20 protein-coding genes are annotated in these 22,622 nt (G+C 60.5%); 9 read left to right on the top strand and 11 right to left on the bottom strand.

Annotation, left to right across the window (positions count from 1 at the left end; all coding sequences use genetic code 11):
- Positions 1 to 102: 102 nt before the first annotated feature.
- On the bottom strand, positions 103 to 2,514 hold the full coding sequence (locus C9E81_RS20210) for a GcvT family protein (protein WP_122114163.1): 2,412 nt from the start codon (positions 2,512 to 2,514) through the stop codon (positions 103 to 105).
- 852 nt (positions 2,515 to 3,366) lie between these two features.
- Positions 3,367 to 4,326 (bottom strand): GlxA family transcriptional regulator, encoded by a 960-nt coding sequence (locus tag C9E81_RS20205; protein WP_122114162.1) that lies wholly within the window; start codon positions 4,324 to 4,326, stop codon positions 3,367 to 3,369.
- 120 nt (positions 4,327 to 4,446) lie between these two features.
- Between C9E81_RS20205 and C9E81_RS20200 the strand changes: the two genes are divergently transcribed.
- Together C9E81_RS20200 and C9E81_RS20195 are read left to right on the top strand one after the other, a co-directional pair.
- A complete protein-coding gene (locus C9E81_RS20200; protein WP_122114161.1) occupies positions 4,447 to 4,995 on the top strand; it encodes a cysteine hydrolase family protein in 549 nt (182 codons plus the stop codon).
- Positions 4,996 to 5,019: 24 nt separating this feature from the next.
- Positions 5,020 to 5,892 carry an MBL fold metallo-hydrolase gene (locus tag C9E81_RS20195; RefSeq protein WP_122114160.1) on the top strand — a complete coding sequence of 291 codons (873 nt, stop codon included), beginning with the start codon at positions 5,020 to 5,022 and terminating at the stop codon, positions 5,890 to 5,892.
- Between the two features lie 226 nt (positions 5,893 to 6,118).
- On the opposite strand, the gene C9E81_RS20190 is transcribed toward C9E81_RS20195, so the two are convergent.
- Entirely contained in the window at positions 6,119 to 6,490 is a 372-nt protein-coding gene (locus tag C9E81_RS20190; RefSeq protein ID WP_425010675.1) for an IclR family transcriptional regulator domain-containing protein, read from the bottom strand.
- 16 nt (positions 6,491 to 6,506) lie between these two features.
- Here C9E81_RS20190 and C9E81_RS23015 point away from each other — a divergent pair, with 16 nt between their 5' ends.
- Entirely contained in the window at positions 6,507 to 6,647 is a 141-nt protein-coding gene (locus C9E81_RS23015; protein ID WP_166461989.1) for a hypothetical protein, read from the top strand.
- A 265-nt stretch (positions 6,648 to 6,912) separates the two neighbouring features.
- Here the strand turns inward: C9E81_RS23015 and C9E81_RS20185 are convergent, their stop codons facing one another.
- The 3 genes from C9E81_RS20185 to C9E81_RS20175 form a co-directional block, all read right to left on the bottom strand.
- Positions 6,913 to 7,179 (bottom strand): hypothetical protein, encoded by a 267-nt coding sequence (locus tag C9E81_RS20185; protein ID WP_122114158.1) that lies wholly within the window; start codon positions 7,177 to 7,179, stop codon positions 6,913 to 6,915.
- A 157-nt stretch (positions 7,180 to 7,336) separates the two neighbouring features.
- Positions 7,337 to 8,221, bottom strand: coding sequence for an SDR family oxidoreductase (locus C9E81_RS20180; protein WP_166461988.1), 885 nt, complete (start codon positions 8,219 to 8,221; stop codon positions 7,337 to 7,339).
- 258 nt (positions 8,222 to 8,479) lie between these two features.
- Entirely contained in the window at positions 8,480 to 9,421 is a 942-nt protein-coding gene (locus C9E81_RS20175; protein WP_122114202.1) for a LysR family transcriptional regulator, read from the bottom strand.
- An 80-nt stretch (positions 9,422 to 9,501) separates the two neighbouring features.
- Between C9E81_RS20175 and C9E81_RS20170 the strand changes: the two genes are divergently transcribed.
- Both C9E81_RS20170 and C9E81_RS20160 read left to right on the top strand, forming a co-directional pair.
- Positions 9,502 to 10,374: an oxidoreductase gene (locus C9E81_RS20170; RefSeq protein ID WP_122114156.1), complete on the top strand. Its 873-nt coding sequence runs from the start codon at positions 9,502 to 9,504 to the stop codon at positions 10,372 to 10,374.
- Between the two features lie 552 nt (positions 10,375 to 10,926).
- The gene (locus C9E81_RS20160; RefSeq protein WP_122114155.1) at positions 10,927 to 11,370 is read left to right on the top strand and encodes a YtoQ family protein; all 444 of its coding nucleotides are present in this window, start codon (positions 10,927 to 10,929) and stop codon (positions 11,368 to 11,370) included.
- A 333-nt stretch (positions 11,371 to 11,703) separates the two neighbouring features.
- Here the strand turns inward: C9E81_RS20160 and C9E81_RS20155 are convergent, their stop codons facing one another.
- From C9E81_RS20155 to C9E81_RS20140, 3 genes are all read right to left on the bottom strand, one after another.
- Positions 11,704 to 12,738, bottom strand: a complete 1,035-nt coding sequence (locus C9E81_RS20155) for a M48 family metallopeptidase (RefSeq protein ID WP_166461987.1) — start codon at positions 12,736 to 12,738, stop codon at positions 11,704 to 11,706.
- Positions 12,725 to 13,771 carry a YjgN family protein gene (locus tag C9E81_RS20150; protein WP_122114154.1) on the bottom strand — a complete coding sequence of 349 codons (1,047 nt, stop codon included), beginning with the start codon at positions 13,769 to 13,771 and terminating at the stop codon, positions 12,725 to 12,727. Before C9E81_RS20150 ends, C9E81_RS20155 begins: the two co-directional genes overlap by 14 nt.
- Before the next feature lie 720 nt (positions 13,772 to 14,491).
- The gene (locus tag C9E81_RS20140; protein WP_122114153.1) at positions 14,492 to 15,394 is read right to left on the bottom strand and encodes a LysR family transcriptional regulator; all 903 of its coding nucleotides are present in this window, start codon (positions 15,392 to 15,394) and stop codon (positions 14,492 to 14,494) included.
- Positions 15,395 to 15,507: 113 nt separating this feature from the next.
- Between C9E81_RS20140 and C9E81_RS23410 the strand changes: the two genes are divergently transcribed.
- The 3 genes from C9E81_RS23410 to C9E81_RS20120 all read left to right on the top strand — a co-directional run bounded on the left by C9E81_RS23410 (position 15,508) and on the right by C9E81_RS20120 (position 19,021).
- Positions 15,508 to 17,826: an MFS transporter gene (locus C9E81_RS23410; RefSeq protein ID WP_243698739.1), complete on the top strand. Its 2,319-nt coding sequence runs from the start codon at positions 15,508 to 15,510 to the stop codon at positions 17,824 to 17,826.
- A 216-nt stretch (positions 17,827 to 18,042) separates the two neighbouring features.
- The gene (locus C9E81_RS20125) at positions 18,043 to 18,393 is read left to right on the top strand and encodes a cyclophilin-like fold protein (RefSeq protein ID WP_208021233.1); all 351 of its coding nucleotides are present in this window, start codon (positions 18,043 to 18,045) and stop codon (positions 18,391 to 18,393) included.
- A 253-nt stretch (positions 18,394 to 18,646) separates the two neighbouring features.
- Entirely contained in the window at positions 18,647 to 19,021 is a 375-nt protein-coding gene (locus C9E81_RS20120) for a VOC family protein (RefSeq protein ID WP_122114151.1), read from the top strand.
- A 244-nt stretch (positions 19,022 to 19,265) separates the two neighbouring features.
- Here C9E81_RS20120 and C9E81_RS20115 read toward each other — a convergent pair whose 3' ends face one another.
- On the bottom strand, positions 19,266 to 20,081 hold the full coding sequence (locus C9E81_RS20115; protein ID WP_122114150.1) for a cyclase family protein: 816 nt from the start codon (positions 20,079 to 20,081) through the stop codon (positions 19,266 to 19,268).
- Positions 20,082 to 20,533: 452 nt separating this feature from the next.
- On the opposite strand from C9E81_RS20115, the gene C9E81_RS20110 reads away from it, so the two are divergent.
- On the top strand, positions 20,534 to 21,541 hold the full coding sequence (locus C9E81_RS20110; protein ID WP_166461986.1) for a DUF4185 domain-containing protein: 1,008 nt from the start codon (positions 20,534 to 20,536) through the stop codon (positions 21,539 to 21,541).
- A gap of 115 nt (positions 21,542 to 21,656) precedes the next feature.
- Here C9E81_RS20110 and C9E81_RS20105 read toward each other — a convergent pair whose 3' ends face one another.
- Positions 21,657 to 22,475 (bottom strand): helix-turn-helix domain-containing protein, encoded by an 819-nt coding sequence (locus C9E81_RS20105; RefSeq protein ID WP_122114148.1) that lies wholly within the window; start codon positions 22,473 to 22,475, stop codon positions 21,657 to 21,659.
- Between the last annotated feature and the right edge of the window lie 147 nt (positions 22,476 to 22,622).

The raw sequence follows: 22,622 nt of genomic DNA, 5'->3' as shown, positions 1-22,622 counted from the left end.
GAGGATTTTCGTTTTCACCTTGTCAGGATATCAGGCTGGCCGGCCACACTGGAACCGAGAAGTGGCGGGCGGGGGTAGGTCCGCGATCCCGTTTCCGCTTCGTCATGTGCCGCGCATGGCTTTGCCTTCGGGGTCGTAAGGCGAGGGGGCGATTACCTTGGCCGCTCGTTCGGCGCCGACGATATGGGTGGCAAGACGTGTTCCCTCGGCCGCACAGTCACGATCCAGCATTGCCAAAGCAAGGGATTTCCCGACTGTATGACCGTACCCGCCCGAAGTGATGAAGCCGACCCGCCGGCCATCTTTCCAGACCGGTTCGAAGCCGCGGGCATCGGCATCGATGGCGTCGATCTCGAGGGGGACGATCACTTGTGCGGGACCGCCACCATCGCGCTCCTTCAGCGCCGCATCGCGCCCGACGAAATCGCCCTTCCGCCAGTCGATCCAGCGGTCCATGCCGGTCTGCGCCGGTGTATAGCCCTGCGTGAATTCGGCGGACCAGATGCCGAAGGACTTTTCCAGCCGCAGCGATAACAAGGCGTTGAAGCCCACCTCCTTCAGGCCGAGATCCACCCCGGCTTCCAGCAGGGTTCGGCGCAGGGTGGCATGTTCGGCCGCCGGACAATGTATCTCGTATCCCAACTCGCCGGATACCGAGAGGCGCCCGATCCGGGCCCGGACCAGTCCGATATCGAAGTGGCCGCAACCCATGAAAGGCAGATCGGCGATGAGGCCGTCTGTGAGGGGTTCCAGGATCTTGCGGCTGTTTGGCCCTGCAACCGCAAAACCGACGGTGGCATCGGAGATATCGTTGATCGCGACATCTGTGCGCATATGGTCGTTGAACCACCGCATATGCCATTCGCGCAGATAGTAGGAGCCCATGATCCACCAGGTTCCGTCGCCCCAGCTCATCACAGTCAGATCGCCCTTGAGCCTGCCAGTTTCGCCGAGCATCGGCGCGAGCCTGGCGCGCCCCGGCTTAGGCAGCCTGGATGCCATCACGTAAGTCAGCCAGCTTTCGGCACCCGGTCCGCTTACCTCGAAGCGGGAAAAACCCGAGATGTCCAGCAGGCCCGCCGCTTCGCGCACCGCCTTGCATTCCCGTGCAATGATGGGAAAGGCATTGGAGCGCCTGAGCGTCGGTTTTTCCTCGAAATCCGGCGCTGGCGCGAAATAGAGCGGCAGTTCCAGCCCGTAGCTCACGCCCCACCGGGCCCCTGCGGCGGTCATGTCGGAATAGGCCCCCGGCACTTTCAGCGGCCGGCCGGCGGGCAACTGCTCGTTGGGATAGGTCATCACGAAGCGGCGCGAGTAGAACTGGCCGGTGGTTTCCCTGATATAGCGCTTGTTCTCGGCGAAATCGCCGTATCGCGCGACGTCCATGCCGAAGACATCCGCCTCGGGTTCTCCGTGGATCATCCATTCGGCAAGGCTCTTGCCCACGCCGCCGCCCTGAAGAAAACCGGCCATCACCGCGCAGGCGCACCAGTAGCCGCGCTTGCCGCGCACCGGGCCGACCAGCGGGTTGCCGTCGGGCGAGAAAGTGAATGCGCCGTTGACCCAGTTGCGCACCCCCGCCTTTTGCAGGACGGGATAGCGTTCGAAGCCGAGCCTGAGCTCGTTCCCGATTCGGTCGGGATCCTCCTGCAAAAGCTCTATCCCGTAATTCCAGGGCGCACCGTCCATCATCCAGTGCTGATGGTCGGTCTCGTAGATCCCGAGCAGCATTCCCTTTTGGTCCTGGCGCATATAGGTGAAGCCCTCGAGATCCACGACGAGCGGCATTTCCTTGTCGAGCGCTTCGATCTCGGGGATGGTCTCGGTCAGCAGGTAGTGATGCGCCAGCGGGCTGACGGGCAGTTCGATCCCGGCCATGCGACCGACCTGCTTGGCCCAGAGACCCGCAGCATTGACCACATGCTCGCACCGGATCGTGCCCTTCTCGGTGACGACCTCCCAGCCATCGGCGGTTTGGATCAGTTCCAGCACCCGGTTATGCTCGATGATTTCGGCGCCGCGTTTCCTTGCGGCCCCGGCATAGGCGTGCACCGTGCCGGTGGTATCGACATAGCCCTCGCGTTCGGCGAACATGCCCCCGAGGATGCCATGGATTGATAGGACCGGGCAAAGGTCGCCCGCCTCCTCCGGCGTGATTAGATGCACGTCGTCGATACCGATCGACTGGAATATGCGATAGGCCGATTGCAGCCATTCCCACCGGTCCGGCGTTCCCGCAAGGGTCATGCCGCCCGTCATGTGCATTCCGACCGAATGGCCGCTTTCCTTTTCGATCTCGGACAGCAGGTTGATGGTATAGGATTGCAGGGCCGCGATATTGGGATCGGCGTTCAGGGCATGAAAACCGCCCGCGGCGTGCCAACTGGATCCGGCGGTCAGAACGGATCGCTCCACCAGGCAGATGTCGGACCATCCGAACTTGGCCAGATGATAGAGGACAGAGGCCCCGACGACACCGCCGCCGATCACCACCACACGATATTCCGACTTCATACTGTGCTCCCGACCCGACCCGTTCAGCTAACCGTAATTATAATGGACACTTATGTCTAGAGATTTCTATGCCGCACCGAGCCGTCCGGGTTGCCACTCCCGGCCGCACTCAGGACTGCCAAGACAGATGCGGCCATCGGCGCAATATTGCCTCAGGATCAGACAAAGCTTTCGCGACCGGGGCAGACCCGGACGAGTTTTCTGACATCGGGTTGGATCCTGTATTGGGCGTCGCTACTGTGCGCGGAAATCGGCATGTCGAATATCATCACCGCAAGCGAAACTTAGGCCAGCACGAAATCAGATGTGCATTTTGGTGATAATAGAAATATTGTTTACGGGGTCATCAGGCCTTGCTGACAACTATTGTCATTGAAGGGTCTCCACACATCCCGTCTTTGCTACGGTTGAAGCTGTAATCTCGCCGAATGGGATCTACTGTTGATGAGAATGTGACCGGGCGCTGAAGCTTCATGCAACCGGGTGCTGATTTGTCTGGGAACCAGCATCATAGCCATATTCAAGCACGATACTTGCCGGGAGGTTCTGTGCTGCCCGGCCTGACGGCCATGAATTGGTATTGACCGGAACGAAGGAATCAGATTTTCTTTTTATAAAACAGTATATTACAATGAATGTAAGTATCGGTGACTGCCAGCCCCCGCAACCAGAAAACACAACAAAAACCCCGCTAAACCAACCGGCTAGCGGGGTTTTGCTTTGCGCGGTCATTGTCCGCTTCAACAAAATCAATGACTTGAATCTGCAGGTTCAAATCGGGGGGTCGTGTACCTCGCAATCAACGACACATGCCGGAAGGGGGAAGCACCCAGAGCCCACGATTTCGCGCGCTTATCCGATATGGAATCGTTGCCGGTATTCGCTTGGCGTCAGGCCCACGATGCGGCGAAACACCTTTCGGAAGGTGGCCGGATCGGAATAGCCCGCTTCCCATGCGATCCTGTCCACCGGAAGGGTTCCGAACTGCAGCCGCTCTCGCGCCCTGCCGACCCGTAATCGCTGGGCATATTCCGACGAGGTCAGGCCGGTCGCCTTCTGGAAGCGGCGCAGGAAGGTGCGCTCCTCCAGCCCGGCCTGCCGTGCCAGGACGGTCAGGCTTGTGTCCCTGGCGCCCGTGGCCTGCAGCCAGTGCTGCGCTTTCAGGATGGCGGCATCGCCGTGATTCAGCCGGGGAGTGAAACTGCTGTAGTACCGCTGCTCCCGTCCCGGGGGATCAACCAGCAGCATCTGCGCGGTTTCCAGCATGACGGTTGGCCCCAGAAAGCGGTCCACCAGCTTCAACCCGACATCGGTCCACGACATCAGGCCACCGGCCGTCAGGATATCGCCATCGTCGATGATCAGCCGGTCGGTATCGACCGTTACGTTTGGAAAACGACTGCTGAACACCTCGGTATAGGTCCAATGTGTCGTGGCGCTCCGCCCGTCCAGAAGCCCGGTTTCGGCCAGAAGGAAGGCACCGCCGCAGATCGAGGCGAGAATACATCCGCCTTCATGGCGCTCATGCAGCCAATCCGCGATCGGCCTGGCTGCCTCGGCTGAAACCGGCGCGCTCAGGGTGGGAGGCAGGATCAATACGTCGCTGTCACTTCCGGACTCAGGTGGCGAGGGAAGACTGTGTCCTTCCTCGAAGATCCATTGGCCAACGCAGAGCCGTGGCAAATCGTTATCGGACCGTTTTGCGGCAGCTCGATCCGCGATCTCGAACAGGTCGGCCAATCCCAATACGGCCGAGATCTGTGCGCCGGGATAGAGTACAAGCCCGATGTCGATTTGCGCCCTGTTGGTCATGTCAGCCTCATATATGGCGATATCGCCTCGTATTATGTCGATACCGCCAATGGTGGCGCAAGCCGTATATGTCCATATTCGTTGTCGCAACCGTTTCAACCGGAATCAAAGGATCATGATATGAGCAAGCGCGCCATCCTCGTCGTCGACCTCCAGAACGAATATTGGCCCTCGGGAAAGCTGCCCCTCGTCGGGATCGACATGGCCGCCGCCAATGCCGCGAGAGTGATCGCGGCGGCGCGCGACAAAGGGGACATGGTGGTGAACATCCGTCACGAGATGCCCGCGGCTGACGCCCCGATCTTTACGCCCGGCTCTGAGGGTGTGCAGATCAACGGGGCCGTGCAACCGGCGGATGGTGAAGCCGTCATCGTCAAGAACTTCCCGAACTCCTTCCGCGACACCGGGCTGAAGGCGATGCTGGACGAAAAAGGTATTGAAGACGTCGTTATAGTCGGCGCCATGAGTCACATGTGCGTTGACGCGACCGTCCGGGCGGCCTCGGATTTCGGCTACAAGACCACCACCATCTTTGATGCCTGCGCCACGATGAATCTGGAATTCGGCGAGACCACGATTCCGGCCGCACAGGTTCACGCCACGATGATGTCGGCACTGGCCTTCGCCTATGGCGATGTGGTTTCCACTGACGAATTCCTCGCCCGCTGAATTCGCCAGAACGGAGCAAAGCCCATGACCACGCGCAGAGACCTTTTTTCCCTTTCCGGTGCCGCGCTTGCCGCGAGTGCCCTTCCCGCAAGCGCGCAGGATATCCCGGCACATAGGAGTGACACGACAATCACCCAGATCCGCAATGCGACCTTGCATATCGACTATGCCGGCATGCGATTCCTCGTCGATCCGATGCTGTCGGAGCGTCAGAGCTGGCCCGGTTTCGAAGGCACGGCCAACAGCGAGGAGCGCAATCCACTGGTGCATCTGCCGCTGCCGGTCGAGGAGATCATCGACGTTGATGCGGTGATCGTCACCCATCTCCACGAGGATCACTGGGATGAGGCGGCGCGTGATCTGCTGCCCAGGAACCTGCCGGTCTTTGCTCAGAACGAGGCCGACGCGGAGGTGATCCGCAGCCAGGGGTTCACCGATGTGCGAGTGCTGTCAGAAACCTCGGAGTTCAACGGCGTGCAACTGATCCGGACTGCCGGCCGTCACGGGACCGATGCGGCCTATGAGATGATCGGCCATCTTCTTGGTGAGGTCTGCGGTGTCGTCTTCAAGCATCCGGACGCAAAGACCATTTATCTTGCGGGCGATACCATCTGGAATGACGATGTCGCTGCTGCCTTGGCAACGCACAGACCTGACGTCGCAATCCTGAACGCAGGCTATGCCATAGTCGAGGGCATCGAGGACGGTATCATCATGGGAACGGATGATGTTCTTCAGCTACATGAGGCCGCGCCCGAGACGGTTCTGATCGCCTCGCACATGGAAGCCGTGAATCACTGCGTTCTCACGCGTGCCGAACTGCGCGCATTCGCCCTCGAAAAAGGCTTTGCCGATATGCTCCGCACGCCGGGCGACGGGGAAACCATCTTCGTTTGAGCAACGAAAACACCGTTGTAGGGATGTGTGCGGGGTTCACAAATGACCATGGTCTGATTTATCGCTGATCAGTTTCACCGCATGGGTTTTACTGCATTTTGCGAACAAGGCATCTACGAAGATGTTCCACAGGCATTCTGATATACATAGCGGGACAGCTTACCTCGAACGCCGCGACAGCTGAGAAGAGAAGCCGTGAGTAGTGTTCCGGCACTATGGGAATCAATCAGATCATCATCGCTCGATGCCATGTCCCCGGGGTTTGGGATATCGAACCGGCCAGGGCAACCGTGCCGATCAACTGGTTGTTGTGATCAAAAACGGGAGCGGTGATGACATTGACCTCCAAGAGTATCTCTTCCGGAGCTAGGGCGCAGCCCTTCCGGCGAACATCGTCGATCCGATCTCTCAAGACATTCGGGCCGGTTATTGTCTTGGAGGTCAGGGCAGGCAAATCGGCTGAACAGGTTTCCTCGATCAGCGAGGGATCACCGAATGCCAGCATGACTTGGCTCTGGGAGGAAGCATGCAGTTCCAGCCCGTTGCCCTCCCGGGCTCCGATCACGATATCATGTGCTCCATGATATGCGGCGATCACGTTCAGCGATGTTCTGTTGACCGGGCTTGGCGCGGCCGTGATCGAGGCTCTGTGCAAGGCCGGTGTGCATGTGGCGACGACCGCCCGTATCGTGCCTTCGATGAAGAGGAGGCGTGACGCTTTCGCGCCGCGTTACATCGTTTCGGTTTTTCGTTGAAACACCCAAACGATGTAAATTTTTGTTTTTACGCATTTCCGGACGCAAAACCGGTATCCACTTTTGCCGAAAATGCTTTAGGGGCGCTCCGGGCCGACCTCGGGGGTGGTCTGGAAGTCCTCCGCGTCGTGAAAGGAAGCAATTCCGCCTTGGAACGACGCGGCGAATACCACTCCCCCGTGGCGGCTTCGCTGCTCAATTTGTGGCGATCTCGAAATGCGGCAGTCCCATCGCCGCCAAAGGGGAGCAGCCAGGGGGCGGTCGGTCAGCGCTCGTAAAGGTTCCTGGCCCATTCGCTGGTCGGAAAGCTCGTCACGGTGACGAGGTCGTCGGCGGACAGACCGGCGCTTTGCAGTTCGCGTGCAGTCAGAACCTTGCCGGCCCTGACCTGGATTTGCCGGGTATTGGGCGCGGGACGCTCAATTCTCGCGTTCCGGTGGGTCTCGGGGAAGCTGTCGAGAATGGAGTCAGCCGCCATTGCTGGCATAGACGGAACTGACAGAGCAGAAGCGAGAAGGATGACGTTACGCATTGCAATTTCCTTTCATGCAGGATTGAGAGTATCGGGAGCGACCTCGCTGCTGTTTCAGGGCAGGGGAGGATGACCGCATTTCCGTCATCCGCAGAGCCGCGTGACGGAAGATGCGGCCTTGTTGCTATTCTTGCCGGTGCGGTTGCCGTTGCGCCAATTACGCAATGCCCCCATTCGCATACACGACTTCACCATTCACCCAGTAGGCGTCGCCGCTGCACAGCAGGGAAATGACATTGGCGATGTCCTCCGGCTCGCCGATCCGTCCGTGTGGCGTGCGCTGCGCAAAGCCGGCAATCTGGGTCTCCGACTTGCCGTCCGTGAACAGCGTCGTATTGACCACACCCGGCGCCACCGCCATGACCGAGATGTTTCGCCCGGCCAGTTCCTTTGCCAAGACACTGGCATACAGTTCCTGGGCCATTTTCGAGGCTGCATATGGTCCATAGGCCGGCGTGCGGAACTTGGTGATAGTGGAGGAGGTGGTAAAGATCCGGCCGCCGTCGCGAACACGCCGGGCGGCCTCGCGCAGCGTGTTGAAGCCACCGCGGATATTGACGTCGATCATGTGGTCGAAATCCTGGTCCGTCATGTCCGCAAAGGGCGCCAGGTGCATCACCCCTGCATTGGCTACCACGACATCGACACCGCCGAACGATTCTTCGCATGCATCGAAGAGTCCCCGGACGGCCGCTGGATCACGAACATCGGCTTGCCGCCAGATTGCCCGGCTGCCTCCGGCCTCGATGTCCTGCGCGACTTGATGCGCCAAATCCCGGTTCACCTCGCAGTTGACCACCACGCGGTAGCCGTCACGACCAAGACGGCGGGCGATCGCCGCGCCAATCCCCCGGGATGAGCCGGTCACGAGGGCAACCCTGGGGCTTTCGCCGTCTTTCCTGCGCGCCCCGTCCTGGTCTGCGGCCGGTTGCGCTTGCGCGGCCCCCGAGAGGGCGGCCGATGCGGCAAGAACGCCGGCTCCGGTCAGCATTTTGCGGCGCGACACGTCATTGGTGCCCGATGTTCTTTGATCCTGTCTCATTTCGATCTCCTTTGCGTCCGGCGGGTGGGCCGACGCATACGCTGCGCATTTCTTCGTAATAACGACCGCCAGCAGGGAGCATCGAAGTCACCCACCGGGATCGGAGACTTGATAGCAGCGAGTCATCCGGCAGGGCTTGCCTCGGGCTGCGAGAAACTTGCCCGATCCTGCAACCTTGATGGATCCGGGTTCCCCGCATGCCAGGGCGGGCGGACAGCCGCAGGCGCCGCCGGTGCTGGTCAGCGGTTGGTATGGCCGTCAGGAACGCTCTTGCCAGGCCGGGGCTGCCGCACCCTTTTCCCTCGCGATGAAGTCTATGAATGCGCGCAAAGGGGCCGATGTGAAGCGGCTTGAGAAGTAAAGACGCGGGCCGTCGAACCCGGACCACCAGTCGGGCAGAACCGGCAGCAATGCTCCACGGTTCAGATGAGGCTCCAGCCAATTGTGGAACGTCCCGATGATGCCCCGGCCTGCGATCGCCAGATCGATGGATGCCGTGGCCCCCGCGGTCCCCATGACGATCCGTGCCGGAGGATCGACGGTAAAGGTTTCTCCGTCCCTTTCGAATTCCCATTCGGTCAATGCCCCGCTGGAAAATCGCGTGCGGATGCAGTCATGCTCGACAAGTTCCCTCGGATGAGCCGGAACGCCCCGGCGTCCCAGGTAATCCGGTGACGCGGCGTAGGCCACGGTTTGCCTTTGCGGGCCGATGGGAACGGCGATCATGTCCTGGGCCAGATGCTCGCCATAGCGGATTCCCGCGTCGCAACCGGCAGCCGTGATATCCACCAGGCGATCATCGACCATGATCTCCATCCGGATCTCGGGATGCAGCGCAAGGAACCTGTCCATCAGGGGCGGCAGGATATCGAACATCACCGCGCCCGGCACGTTCAGCTTGATCCGTCCGCGCAGCCTGTCCTGCGAACTTGATATATCGTCAAGGGCGGCACGGGCCTCTTTCACCACCGGCTCCAGCCGTTCTGCCAAGGTTTGCCCGGCCTCGGTCATCCGGACGCTGCGGGTCGTGCGGATGAACAGGGGCACACCCAGGTGGTTTTCCAGCCGCGAGATCGTCTCGCTGACCGTGGAAGGCGACACGCCCAGCCATCGCGAGGCGGTGCGGAAACCGCCTCCGCGGGCCACCGCCAGGAACACCGAGAGATCGTCGAGAGGCGGAAAGGCATCATTGTTCGGCATGTCGAACAGGCTATTCGGATAGACATGGATTATCAATCAGTGCCGGATCGGTCATATGATGACCGGAAAAGGAGTTCCCCATGACACAAACATCCCCTGCCGCCGCCGCTGGCCGCTTTACCTTCCCCGGAACGGATATCAGCGTGAACCGGATGGGTTACGGCGCGATGCAACTGGCCGGCCCGCATGTTTTCGGACCGCCCGCGGATCCGGAGGAATGCCGCGCCGTGCTGAAAGAGGCCATTGCTCTCGGGGTCGATCATATCGACACCAGCGATTTCTACGGCCCCCATGTGACCAATGACCTGATCCGCGAGGCGCTGTATCCCTATGACGAGTCCCTGACGCTGGTGACCAAGATCGGTGCCTGGCGGGATGACAAGGGCGACTGGATCCTCGAACGGAGCGCGGATTTCCTGCGCAAGTCGGTCGAGGACAATCTTGAGCGGCTCGGGCTGGAACGGATGCCCATCGTCAATCTGCGCATGGGCGGTCCCGAGGACGATATCGCCGCGCCGATGCAGGTGATGCGGGACATGCAGGAGGAGGGGCTGATCGCGCATATCGGTATCTCGACCGTCGATATGGCCCAGTTGGGCATCGCGCGCGATATCGCCCCGGTGGTCTGCGTGCAGAACCAATACAACCTTGTCCAGCGCGGGGATGACGCCATGATCGATGCCCTGGCCGAGGACGGCATCGCCTATGTCCCTTATTTCCCGCTTGGCGGCTTCACGCCGTTGCAGGCCGATGCATTGTCCGGTGTCGCCGAGGATCTGGGGCAGTCACCGCAAAGCGTTGCCCTTGCATGGCTGCTGCAACGCAGCCCGAACATCCTGCTGATCCCCGGCACCTCCCGCCGCGCGCATCTGCGAGAGAATGTGGCCGCCGCCGGTCTGAAACTGGATGAGGCGTCGCTGAAACGGCTCGATGCGATTGTCTCTGCGGTTTAACGGGGTGGAACCCGAAGCGCTTTGCGCGATCTTCGAATAGTGTACCGGCGCCATCTGCCGGGCGGAGGCCGGACGCCCGAATGCGTCGGCGGCCTCCGCGATTGAAGAAGTCTCAGCGCAGTGCCACTGGCGCGTCCCTCGCCTGCAAGGTGGCGTCGAAAAGCGGTTTACCGGGACCAGAGAGCCAGAGATCAAGGGTCGTCAACGCACCGAACTCTCTGCGAAGAGCGTCAATATCGGCTGCACCGGCACATCTGCCGTCATCGACAAGCTCTGCCAGACGCCCAGGGAACGCGTTCTGCTCAATGAGACAGCCAGGGAAACGGCTATATGTGATTGTCCTGCCCGCGCTCCGCCCGGCTGAGGCTTCCCATGCTGGCGGCCTGACGACTGACGGTGGCGTAGCGGCCGGCCCGGTGAATGCTCGGGTCAGGAACACCCCCTCATCGGTTGCCAAAGTCCTTCAGATCGCCGAAGAAGCAGGAGGAGATCGCATTATCCGGCGGGTCTGCGAAATCCTCGATTTGAACGGCAGGAGCAGGGGTTCTTCCGATGCAATTGACTGTGTATCTGGCTGGCGAAATCCATACTGATTGGCGGGAAAGCATTATTGCGGCCTGCGAGGGTCTGGCAATCGAATGGTGTTATCCCGTGACCGACCATGACGCGTCAGATGATTGCGGGGTCGAAATTTTCGGCGCCGAAGACAGCAAGTTCTGGCACGATCGCAAAGGTGCATTGCTGAATGCCGTGCGCACCCGCACGGCGATCGCGCGCAGCGACGTGGTCGTGGTGTGTTTCGGCGAGAAATACAGGCAGTGGAACGCCGCGTTCGATGCCGGTTATGCGTCGGCTCTTGGCAAGCCGCTGATCGTGTTGCAGCCTCCCGAACATGATCACGCATTGAAGGAAATCGATGCGTCGGCAAATGCGGTGGCGCGCAGCCCTTCGGAGGTTGCCCGGGCCCTCAAATATGTGGCTGCCGGACAACTCTGAGAAGGCGGGTATCCGCACGCCCGTTCCGGGGTGCAGACATGGTCAACATATCCCGATCGTCCCCACGCCCCGGCTCCGCATGATGTTCAGCCCAGGAAAGTCTATCCTGGCATCCGGCATTCAGGCCAGTGCCGGTCCGTTGTTACTGCTGAGGGCTCCGGGCCGTGCCAGCGGTGCCCATGTGACATTCGGGCAGGATGCGCGCATCGCTTGGCCGATCCGGCTGCTCAGGCATTGATCCTGACCTTCGGTTGCAGGGGAAGGCCGGTCGATACATGTGATCCGCCCGGCGAGGTTTGCCGTTCGAAGATGTTCGGGCGGGCAGGGGGCTGGTCACTCCGCTTCTGTCGAATAGGCCCTGATTTGCATGATCCGGTCCCCTGCGGCAGGGTGTGTGGAAAGCCAGCCAGGACCGGTCCCCTCTGATTCAGCCGCGAGCAGCTCGAAGAACCCTGCCAGCGCAGCGCCGTCATAACCCGCTTTATTGGCGATCCGCACTCCGAGCCGGTCGGCTTCTGTCTCGTGCTGGCGGGAATAGGACAGCGACAACAGAACATTCCCTTCCCGCAAAAGGTCCTGCAGAAGCGGTCCCGGATCCCCGGCAACCAATGTGATCAGCAAATAGGTTGATCCGGCACGATAGAGCTGCGCCAGCGCATGTCGCTCGGAGACATGCGCGATTTCATGCCCCAGGACGGCTGCGATGATATCCGGATCCTCGAAACGTTCCACCAGTTGATCGGTGATGATGATCGAGCCACCGGGAAGTGCGAAAGCATTCGGGCCGACCTCCGGCATGTCCCGGAACAGCAGATGATACTCACCCCAGGGTGCGGGTGGCGCCGCTTTGCGCAGATCGTCGAAAATTGCCTGCACCTTCTGCTGCGCCTGCTGCGAAAGGCCGGTATCTTCCGCAAGGGTTCTGTCGATTATCTCGATATTGGCGCTGTCGATCCCGCGCACCGCAGTCTCGGGCGTGACGGCAAGCCCGATCGCGACAAGAAGCCCGAGACCCCAACGCCAGATAACGAAAGCAGAAAGCAGACAGAACAGGCTGAACAGGATGAGGCGGGGATGCCACTCCTCCATCCGTGCCAGAAGGCCGGGCCGGTGCAGGCCCCCCAGGGATTTCAGTTCATTCTCACCCGGTTCCGCTTCGAAATGCCACCCGTCCTTCAGATGCACCAGAAGTGGTCCGCCCGGAAGCTGCTCGGTCTTCTGCACCGGTCCCTGAACGAGGAGCGTTCCCTGTGCATCTTCCAGCCGGGCGGTATCGGCGGCCCAGACCAGCCGTGCAGGAATACGGCGGGAGGTCTGCGGGGCGAAGCCATGCCCCGCGAGGCTGCCGCCTTGTTCAGATCGCGACACCAAGGTCGATCCCTTCGATATCCGTATAGGCGTCGCCGAGTGCCGAAACCTTCTCGCTTTCCTGGCCGACAAATTCATCCAGCGATCCTGCCGCATGAACCTGCGTGTGATCCGCGAGATAACGCGCCATGCGGATCTTGGCCCATGGCAGCATCAACCCCAAAGTGCAGGCCACGACCACCGCGTTCGAAAGCGCGATCCACATCAGCTTCACCGGTGAAAGACTGGAATGGAAACGGTACCCGCCTTCCAGCGTGGCCTGTGCGTAAACCGCATTGCGCAGATATGCCTGATAGATGAAGCCCGCAGGCAGGATTGCCACAAGCAGGACGACATAGAACAGCACGATGCTCCAGATGAAAGCCGGGTCGGGCTGCCCGCCCGGCTGCTGGCTCATCGCCAGTGTATATAGCAATTGTGTGCCGCCAAGGGCAAAGAACCCGACGACAAGTACCAGGGCCGACCAGCCGACCGCGAACAGGAATGCCTTGTAGAACGGGCCGATGGGGCTGTCGAAACCGAAATTCGCGGTGCCGAAACGATGTTGCCCGATAATGTAGCGATGTGTGGCGCGTGCAGAGAAGGGATAGGTCGTGAACAGGGTCAGCGCCGCAAGGATGGGATACAGTATGAAAACCAGGAATGAGCGGCCGTAACTGCCCTTGAACCCGAAGCGAACGCCCGAAAAGCTGGTCATCCGTGCATTGAAGGCGATGGAGCGGTTAAGCAGCCATGGCAAGGCGAAAAACAGTGCTATGGCCGCGACGATATTGACCAGAGGGATGGCCAGCACAGCCAATCCCAACACGACAATGATCCGGCCGATCAGGATTTGTCCCCCGGTTGCGTGGTAATCGAAGCGTCTTTTGTCAATCAATGTGTTTTGTGCGAAATAGCGGCGCGTGCGCACCTTGGCCCAGGCCGAATAGATACCCAGTGTCACGATGGAAAGCAGAATGTTGACGATCCAGATTCCGAAATAGGTTTTCGCATTTCCAATAAATTCTACGCGGTGTGTCTGCGGTTGGCTCATATATTCACGCTTTGCTTGCTTTGAAATGGTAACTTTGTGTTCATGTGGCGTATGCCACCATCCATATCCCCGCAGAGAGCGAGGATAAAGATTTTTCACCTTGGTTCGGCAGAAGGCGATGCCGGGCCACGCAGGTATTTTGACTGGAAAAATTAAAAAGACATGACTGGTTCTGCCATAATTTCATGATCGAATCCGGACAGGACCTGTGCTCTGTCATTTTGACCGTAGCGGAACCGGATCCATGATAGACAAGGCAATTGGCGTTGAGATAAAAATCCGCCTTCATTTCAACGAACCGCGGGATGATATCGATTCCGATTTGCCGATCTATCCCATGCTGAACCGTTGAGGCATGAGCGCGCCGGACTGTTCAATATCGATCCTGAAAACCAACTGGTCACTGCGGGTAGCGATCAGGCCGTCGAGAGCGCAGCTACGCAGACATAAAGGCTGAAAGCGACACCGACCCGCTGCTCAGGAGGCTGTTGTCTGCACGAAGATCGGGTCCGATGACTCCCGCATTCCGGCCGATGGGGTGGTTGCTCTGAAGCCCCCGGTGCGGCCCACATGTCGAGGGCAACTGTAATCTGGTCAGGCGTAAACCTGACCGCGTTCCGGCAGCAGTGCCAGCAGGGCGGGATTGATGTAAAGGTTTTCCCGCCCGGCCTTCACATTCTCCGGCGGTCCCTCAGATACCATCGCCTTGAGATAGACGCTTCAAGATCGCGCTGACCGATGCCGCAGGGCGTCGAGAACCAGTTTGAACACGGGAAGGTTCTGCCGTCTGGTCGGATAATAGAGAAAGTAGCCGTCGAAGAACGGTGACCAATCGTCGAGCAGCAGGATCAGGTCGCCCGATGCGACGTAAGGGTCCGCAATGGTGTTCGGGAGGAAGGCCACGCCGAGACCGCTCAGCACGGCATCCATCATGGCATAGGAATTGTTGAAGGTCAGCTGGCCGTCGACGCGGACATTCACTTCCTGCCCGTCCTTTTCAAACTCCCAGGCATAGAGTCCGCCCCGGGTTTCGTGCCGCATATTGATACAGTCATGATCGACCAGGTCGCGCGGATGCCCCGGCATGTCTCGTGACGCCAGATAGGCGGGCGAGGCCACGGCGATCATGCGCCAGTCGGGGCCGATCCGTGCGGCGATCATGTCCTTTTCGACGCTTTCCCCCAAGCGCACTCCGGCATCGAAGCCATCCTCGACAATATTGCGAAAGCCGCTGTCCAGGCTGAACTCGATCCTGATGTCGGGATGCTCCTGCAGGACAGGTTTCAACTTTGGCCAGACCACCGTTTGAAACGCGTGATCCGACAGCGTCAGCCGGAGCGATCCGGAGGGTTTGTCGCGGAAGACCATCAGCGCCGCGATTTCGTCCTCGATCTCGCCCAGACGCGGCGCGACGGTCGCCAGCAACCGCTCGCCTGCCGGCGTTGGCGAGACGTTCCGCGTGGTGCGGTTCAGCAGGCGCAGGCCCATATTGGTTTCCAGCCGCTTGATGGTGTGACTCAGCGTGGACTGGGCCACGCCGATCCGCGCGGCGGCCCTGGTAAAATTGCGTTCTTCCGCGACGATGCGGAACCACATCAGGTCATTGAAATCCGTCCTGGGCATGAATGCATGATTAATCGATCCGGTCGATTAGTCCATACCATTCCACATGGCTAATCTGATGACGGCCGAACCGCTATCTTCCGCCCGACCCAGGAAAGAGGCCGGAGGATCGGATGATGACGGATGCAGCCTTCATGAATACGGATCGCCTTCCTGCTGCGGCATGGGGCGCGGTGATGTCGATGGCGCTTTGCGTCGCCATGCTGATCGCATCGGAATTCATGCCGGTCAGCCTGCTGACGCCGATGGCCGAAGGGCTGGGGTCGAGCGAAGGCCAGACCGGGCAGGCGATTTCCATCAGCGGACTGTTCGCCGTGGCTGCCAGCATGCTGATCACGACCGCTGCGGGACGGCTGAACCGCAAATGGGTGCTGGTTGGCCTGACCGGGCTGATGCTGCTGTCGCTGGTGATGGTCGCGATGGCCCAGAGCTTCGCCATGCTGATGATCGCGCGCGCCATTCTGGGCCTCTGCATCGGCGGGTTCTGGGCGCTGGCGACCGCCGTGATCATGCGGCTGGTGCCGCAAGCCGAGGTGCCGCGCGCATTGTCGCTGATGTATGGTGGACAGGCGATTGCCGCGGCTTTCGCTGCCCCGCTTGGCAGCTATCTGGGCAATATCATCGGCTGGCGCGGCGTTTTCTGGGCACTGACGCCCATCGTCGCGATCAACCTGATCTGGCACCTGATCGCGCTGCCCTCGCTGCCCGCGCGCGGCCGCCGGAATTTCGGCGCGCTGATCGCGGTGATGCGCCGCCGCTATTTCGCGCGGGGCATTATCGCGGCGATGCTGTCCTGGGGCGCGGCCTTCACCATGTTCACCTATCTGCGCCCCTATCTGGAGCAGGTTACCCGGGTTGATATCACGACGCTGTCGATCCTGCTGCTGGTACTGGGCTGCGCGGGCTTTATCGGCACCTGGGCGTCGGGCCGCCTCGTTGGGGGCAATGTCGCGTTCCAACTGAAACTACCGGCCCTGATCATGGGCGCTGTCACGCTCGGGCTTCTGCTCGCGGGCGCCTCGCCCATCGTGACCGGGATCCTGCTGTTCATCTGGGGTGCGATGAATACCGCCATGTCGGTCATCTTCATGACCTGGATGTCACGGAATGTCGATGACGCGCCGGAAGAAGGCGGCAGCCTGATGGTCGCCGCGATCCAGGCCTCGATCCTTCTGGGGGCCGTCATCGGCGGGGTGCTGCTGGACGGCTGGTCGATCACCGCGACCTTTACCGGCAGCGTCATCCTGTCTGCTGCCGGTAAAGGTCGCGCTGATCGGCAACGGTCAGCGGATGCTGAAACCCGGCCTGGAGAAACAGTGAATGCAATGGAGAAAGATATGACCAACCACGACAAGACCGAAGGGCAGAGAGCCGGAATGCATTTCCGCCGCCGCGCGCTGCTGAAGATGACCGGCGCCGGTATTGCTGCCTTTGGCATGGCTTCAACGATCAGTATTTCAACAGCAAAGGCCCGCACCATGACACAGGATTGGGACAAGGTTTTCCCCAAGAGCGATCAGGTAGATCACGAGAAGATCCGCTTCACCAACCGATATGGGATCACATTGGCCGGCGATCTCTATCTGCCGAGGAACCGCGCCGGTGATCGCCTGCCGGCGCTTGCCGTCGGCGGCCCGTTCGGCGCCGTCAAGGAACAGTCATCGGGCCTCTATGCCCAGACCATGGCCGAGCGCGGTTTTGTCGCGCTGGCTTTCGATCCGTCCTTTACCGGCGAAAGTGGTGGCGAGCCGCGCAACGTCGCCTCGCCGGACATCAATACCGAGGATTTCATGGCGGCGGTGGATTATCTTGGCCTGCACGAGCGCGTTGACCGCGAGCGGATCGGCGTCATCGGCATCTGTGGCTGGGGTGGCATGGCTCTCAATGCGGTGGCGGCGGACAAGCGCGTCAAGGCGGTTGTGGCCAGCACCATGTATGACATGACCCGCGTCATGTCGAAGGGCTATAACGACAGCATCAGCCTTGAGCAGCGCACACAGACACTGGAACAACTGAGCCGCCAGCGTTGGGCGGATGCCGAAAACGGCACTCCGGCCTACCAGCCACCCTATAATGAGCTGAAAGGCGGCGAGGCCCAGTTCCTGGTCGATTACCACGACTATTACATGACGCCGCGCGGCTATCATGCGCGCGCGGTCAATTCGGGCAATGCCTGGACACAGACCACGCCGCTGTCCTTTATGAACATGCCGATCCTCAGCTATATCGCGGAAATCGCGCCGCGTCCGGTCCTGTTCATCCATGGAGAGAATGCCCATTCGCGCTATTTCAGCGAAACCGCCTATGAGGCAGCCGCCGAGCCGAAGGAGCTGATGATCATCCCGGGCGCCAGTCACACCGATCTCTATGACAAGATGGATGTGATCCCCTTCGACCGCATTGAAAGCTTCTTTGGCGATGCGCTCGTCTGATGGAACAGGCCCGCCCCGCCCCAGGTTTCCGGGGCGGGGCGGCACAGACTCCACAAGGGCTGTTGATCGGACAGGTCATAGCCCGGCTGATAAAACGACCGAACCATGAGACATAAGCCATCACGCTTTACTCTGCCGCGCCGTGCTGTTCTTGCAGGTGCCATCGCCACCCTCGCCTTGCCACGCCATCTGCATGCAAAATCAGGAGGTAACGCCATGCGCATTCGCTGCATCTTTGCCGATCAGGGCTTCACCTGTCTGTTGCAGGACAACCCGACCACGCGCGATCTTATTTCGATGCTGCCGCTGGATCTGACCATCGAGGATTTCTCGACCAACGAGAAACTGGCCCATCTTCCGCGCCGGCTGGATGAGGGCGGGTTGGTCGATTACGATGACGAAGCGCCCGGGGATCTGTGCTATTTCCGTGGCTGGGGCAACCTGGCGTTCTTTCATGACGACTACCGCTATCGCGGCGACCTGATCCGCCTTGGACATATCGAAGGCGGCGTCGAGCCTTTGCTGGTGAAGGGCGCGTTTCCACTGCGCATCGACCTGATCGGCTGAACAATCGGCATATCGGACTGCCGGAATATCCAGCCGTTGAAGCTGTCATACATACGCGCCGCAGCAGAACGCGATGGTTCGTGCTCGGACGGGCTTGCCGCATAATGTCCCAGTTGCCCACTGATTGGAGGTTCGGCCCAGGATGCGGACCGCCGTCATGGTCCTTAGCTGTGCGGGGCAGTTGCTGCGGAACGCAACTCTCATGCTCCAATGACAGCTTGACGCATGGGCGTGCACGGATCAGTGTTGATCCATGTCCTATAAACCCCATGGCTACACCGATCTGGCTCCCTACCTGCTGGTCAGGGATGCGGAGGCAGCGCTGACCTTTTGCGAGACCGTGTTCGGGGCAACCCGTCTCAGGATCATCCCTGGCAATGACAACGGCATCATGCATGCCGAGTGCCGGATCGGCGATACCGTTCTGATGATGGGCGAGGCGGATGGGCCCCCTGCCATGCTGCATCTCTATCTTTCCGATCCCGACGCCGCCTTCGACCGCGCCATTGAGGCCGGTGCCGAGGTGATCCAGCCGATGATGGAGAAGGGCGACGGCGACCGGCGTGGAGGAATACGGGCACCGGATGGGACGCAATGGTTCGTCTCGCGGCAGGTGGATGGCGGCTAAGTCCTCCTGCCTGAATGAATGGGACTAATACGGCGGCTATGGCATTTGACAGAAACGCATGGTTCCGGTCGTCGGACATTGCCGCGCTTCCCCTCCTGAGTTCATTGATGGACCTGCCTGCGGTCATCTTGATGATGCGTCGATGCTGTCGGTTAACCGGGCTCTTGCGCTGTTTCCGGGTTATGCCGAATAGCCATTCCGAACCGGAGGGGCTGGTCATGCTCCGTCATATATCCGGGCGCCGTCACAACACCGCCATGATGCGGGCCGGGCCGCCTGTGCCGTTTGCGTGCTTGGGGGCTCCGACGAAGATTGTCGCCCCGCTAGCGGGAAGCCCGTCGAGATTGGCGAGGTTCTCGATCCCGTAGCGACCGGCGGGCAGCCAGGAGTAATGCACCGCGAAATCGGCCGAATTGCCCGGGTCGAGCGACAGAGTATCCACCCCGATCGAGGCCACGCCCATGCCGAGCAGCATGTCGGTGGCAGATTTGGCGAAACCGGGAAAGGCGAAATTGCCCTCCGGGTCATTGCGGAAAGACGCATCGCCCATCTTTGCGCCCCAGCCTGAATTCATCGCCACGCAGGCCCCCTCGGGGATGTCGCCATTATCCGAAATCCAGTTCTCGATATCTTCGGGCTCCACCATGGCATTGGGATCCTCGGCGGCCTTGGCCTTGAGATCGATGATGCAGAGCGGGCATATCAGGCTCTCGGCGGTGAGATTGTCGACCGACAGGCCGCCTTCGGCAAAATGCATCGGCGCGTCGACATGGGTGCCGGAATGCTCGAAGAAGCTGACCTTCCATATCTTGTAGCCATCGGCGGCATAGTCCTTGTCGGGATCGAGGGAAATCCCGGGCTTTCCGTCGAAGGTGGGGAATTCAGGGGTAAGCGTGTAGGTCAGATCCACCACCTTGCCGCTCGACTGCGCAAGGGCAGGGCGGGCGGCAAGGGTTCCGGCGGCGGTGGCGGCAAGCCCGGCCGCGGCGGACCGGCGGAAGAAATCCCGCCGTGACAGGGCGGATTCACGGACGCTGTCGATAAGGCAGGCGTTACACATCTTTGATGGCTCCCTTCGGTTGGTTTCGTCGTTTCCCGATCTGCGCGGCTTTCGGTGGACAGGACGGGCAGCCGGCATTTGTCGTCTTGTGGGGAAAAACCTGTCCATGAAGGAACCGGACGACCGGAACCACGGCCTGATTTCATTCCTGACGGGATGATGCGGCATCACCGCGGTTCCCGGGACCGATGCAGGAATCCCGGAACTCTGGCCCAGTTTCACGGCACAGGGGTAACGGACAGGCATGGCACCCCCTGACATCAGACAGATCGCGCGAGAATAGCATGAAATCCCGGCGCTGTAAGTCAGCAGCTCGCAGCCATTGGAACTTCGGTCGGGGGCGGCGTGTTTCTGTTCTGCGCTCTGGATTCTGCGAGGCTGGATATTCAGGAAGGGGCGATGGAAACGTTGCGCTTGATACAGTGAAACCTGCGCCCATGGACAGGTCCGGCGTGCCGGACCTCCGTGTCGGCGCGGCCGAGGTGGTGCGGCAACTGACCGGTCCGAATTCGGCCAACAGGACCGATCGCTGGAACGTCCACGGCACCGATCTTGGCCATATGTTCCGTCACAAGGGTGCGCTTTACATGGTATTCGGGGATACCTTTGGAGCTGATGGCGGCGCATGGCGCAGCAGCACGATGGCACGGATCACAGAGCCGCCCGGGTCCTTCGACTTCGCGCAGATGATCGAGGGGCCGGATGGCAGCGCGAAGGAACTCATAGGCTCCGCCAAGCTTCCCGGCTTCGAATGGACCGTGATCCCCACCAACGGCATCTCGCTTGGCGACCGGATGGTGCTGCATTACATGTCGGTGCGGATGTGGACCTCGAACGGCCGCTGGCTCGTCCGGAGGTCCGGCCTTGCCTATTCCGACGATGACGGGTGGACCTGGCACAGATCGCCGGCTGCCGTCTGGCCGAATGGCGTGGGTTTCGAGCAGGTGGCCTTCGTGGACCTGGGCGGGATGATCTACAGCTTCGGTATCCCCGCAGGGCGCTTTGGCGAGGTCCGGCTGCGGCGTGTCGGGCGGGATGCGATATTCGATCCTGCCGCCTACCGCTATTGGGACGGCAGCGGTTGGGTGCCGGATCACCGTGCTGCGGCGGCTGTCGTGCCGGCACCGGCAGGCGAGCTTTCGGTTGCGTGGAGCGAGACGCACCGCCGATGGCTGATGATGTATCTCGACGAGGTTCAGGCAGCGATCGTGCTGCGCATGGCCGACGAACTCACCGGCCCCTGGAGCAAACCCCAGACAGTGGCGCAGGCACGTGATTACCCTGGCCTCTATGCCCCTTTTATCGTGCCGGGCGACGCGCTTGACGATGCGGTCAGCTTCACGATGTCCCGGTGGAAACCGCTCTACAACGTCTTTCTGATGAAGGCGCCGCTTCACTATGAGACGCCCGTTATCGCGGCGGCCGGGGACGGCAGCTCGACGAACACTGCATCCAGTTGAATTGCGGATCCCGGTCGTCCTGTGAATAAGCGCATTGCTGGCCGCAAGCCCGGGACGCAGGACGGGGCCGGGGCCGCCGCTTTGCCTCTGGCTTTGATCACGGCACCGGCGCGGTTCAGATCCGGTTATTCTTGTAATGCTGGCGCAGCCTGTCGGGTGAGGTGCCATAGGCCTGCCTGAAATGGTCATAGAACTGGCTGACCGAGGAAAAACCGCAATTCTGCACGATCTGGCTGATGGCGGTGCTGTTTTCGATAAGCTGCGCCCTTGCGCGCAGCAGGCGCATCCGGATGGTGAAACGCTTTATCGGAACCCGCATGATTTTCGAGAACAGCGTTGCCGCGTAATTCTCGTGCAGCCCCGTGACTGCGGCCACATCGGCATTGCTCATCGGTTCGGAAAGATTTTCCAGAATAAAGCGGACCATGGCGACGACATGGTGGACATGTGCCGAGCCGAGTATCCTGCCTTTCTCGAACCGGGTGAACGGCTCTGCCAGATAGGTGATTTCCTGCGTCTGCGCCCGGCGAAGCATGGCGTTGAGTTCCATCTTGACCACCTCCAGCCGCTCGAAATCATTGCTACGGTAATCGGCATACCAGCCCGCTATGGTCTCTTTCGTGCAAAGCGGCGCGGGCAGCATCGCCATGCCCCCCGACAAGAGCGAAGCCTGCAACTGCCCGATATGCGGCAGGAACAGGAACGCATCCGCCGGGACATAGATATTGTTCAGTTGCATCGGCCCGTTTCCGGTCGGGTGGACCCTGGTCAACTGATGGGGAATCCCGGCCCAGAAGATCACCAGGCGGTTTTCGGGCACGACGATCTCGCGATCATCGAAGAAATAGGTCATGGCGGCGCCGGAAATCAGGTTCGCCTCGACATGGCCATGCCAGTGGGGTTCCTTCATCGTGATTGGCTTGAAACAGCGCATCCCGAATCTTCCGAAAGCGCGCGTCGCGTCATAGAACCGCCTGTCGTGACGCAACCCATTGCCAGCATGTGTATTTTTTGCGTTCAAGCCTCACCCTGAATTGCAGGACAAATAAGAAATCTGAGAAACCCGGAAAACAATATGAGG

The organism is Paracoccus alkanivorans, assembly GCF_003697785.1.
GTDB classification, from domain to species: domain Bacteria; phylum Pseudomonadota; class Alphaproteobacteria; order Rhodobacterales; family Rhodobacteraceae; genus Paracoccus; species Paracoccus alkanivorans.
This window is presented reverse-complemented; position numbering and strand designations above follow the sequence as displayed.

Bases quoted from the DNA above. Each gene is read 5' to 3' on its own strand.
- C9E81_RS20170 (WP_122114156.1), top strand. From the start codon at position 9,502: ATGACACAAACATCCCCTGCCGCCGCCGCTGGCCGCTTTACCTTCCCC.
- C9E81_RS20105 (WP_122114148.1), bottom strand. From the start codon at position 22,475: ATGCGCTGTTTCAAGCCAATCACGATGAAGGAACCCCACTGGCATGGC.
- C9E81_RS20175 (WP_122114202.1), bottom strand. From the start codon at position 9,421: ATGCCGAACAATGATGCCTTTCCGCCTCTCGACGATCTCTCGGTGTTC.
- C9E81_RS20150 (WP_122114154.1), bottom strand. From the start codon at position 13,771: ATGAGCCAACCGCAGACACACCGCGTAGAATTTATTGGAAATGCGAAA.
- C9E81_RS20180 (WP_166461988.1), bottom strand. From the start codon at position 8,221: ATGAGACAGGATCAAAGAACATCGGGCACCAATGACGTGTCGCGCCGC.
- C9E81_RS20160 (WP_122114155.1), top strand. From the start codon at position 10,927: ATGCAATTGACTGTGTATCTGGCTGGCGAAATCCATACTGATTGGCGG.
- C9E81_RS20120 (WP_122114151.1), top strand. From the start codon at position 18,647: ATGTCCTATAAACCCCATGGCTACACCGATCTGGCTCCCTACCTGCTG.
- C9E81_RS20125 (WP_208021233.1), top strand. From the start codon at position 18,043: ATGCGCATTCGCTGCATCTTTGCCGATCAGGGCTTCACCTGTCTGTTG.
- C9E81_RS20200 (WP_122114161.1), top strand. From the start codon at position 4,447: ATGAGCAAGCGCGCCATCCTCGTCGTCGACCTCCAGAACGAATATTGG.
- C9E81_RS20115 (WP_122114150.1), bottom strand. From the start codon at position 20,081: ATGTGTAACGCCTGCCTTATCGACAGCGTCCGTGAATCCGCCCTGTCA.
- C9E81_RS23410 (WP_243698739.1), top strand. From the start codon at position 15,508: ATGATGACGGATGCAGCCTTCATGAATACGGATCGCCTTCCTGCTGCG.
- C9E81_RS20185 (WP_122114158.1), bottom strand. From the start codon at position 7,179: ATGCGTAACGTCATCCTTCTCGCTTCTGCTCTGTCAGTTCCGTCTATG.
- C9E81_RS20205 (WP_122114162.1), bottom strand. From the start codon at position 4,326: ATGACCAACAGGGCGCAAATCGACATCGGGCTTGTACTCTATCCCGGC.
- C9E81_RS20210 (WP_122114163.1), bottom strand. From the start codon at position 2,514: ATGAAGTCGGAATATCGTGTGGTGGTGATCGGCGGCGGTGTCGTCGGG.
- C9E81_RS20195 (WP_122114160.1), top strand. From the start codon at position 5,020: ATGACCACGCGCAGAGACCTTTTTTCCCTTTCCGGTGCCGCGCTTGCC.
- C9E81_RS20140 (WP_122114153.1), bottom strand. From the start codon at position 15,394: ATGCCCAGGACGGATTTCAATGACCTGATGTGGTTCCGCATCGTCGCG.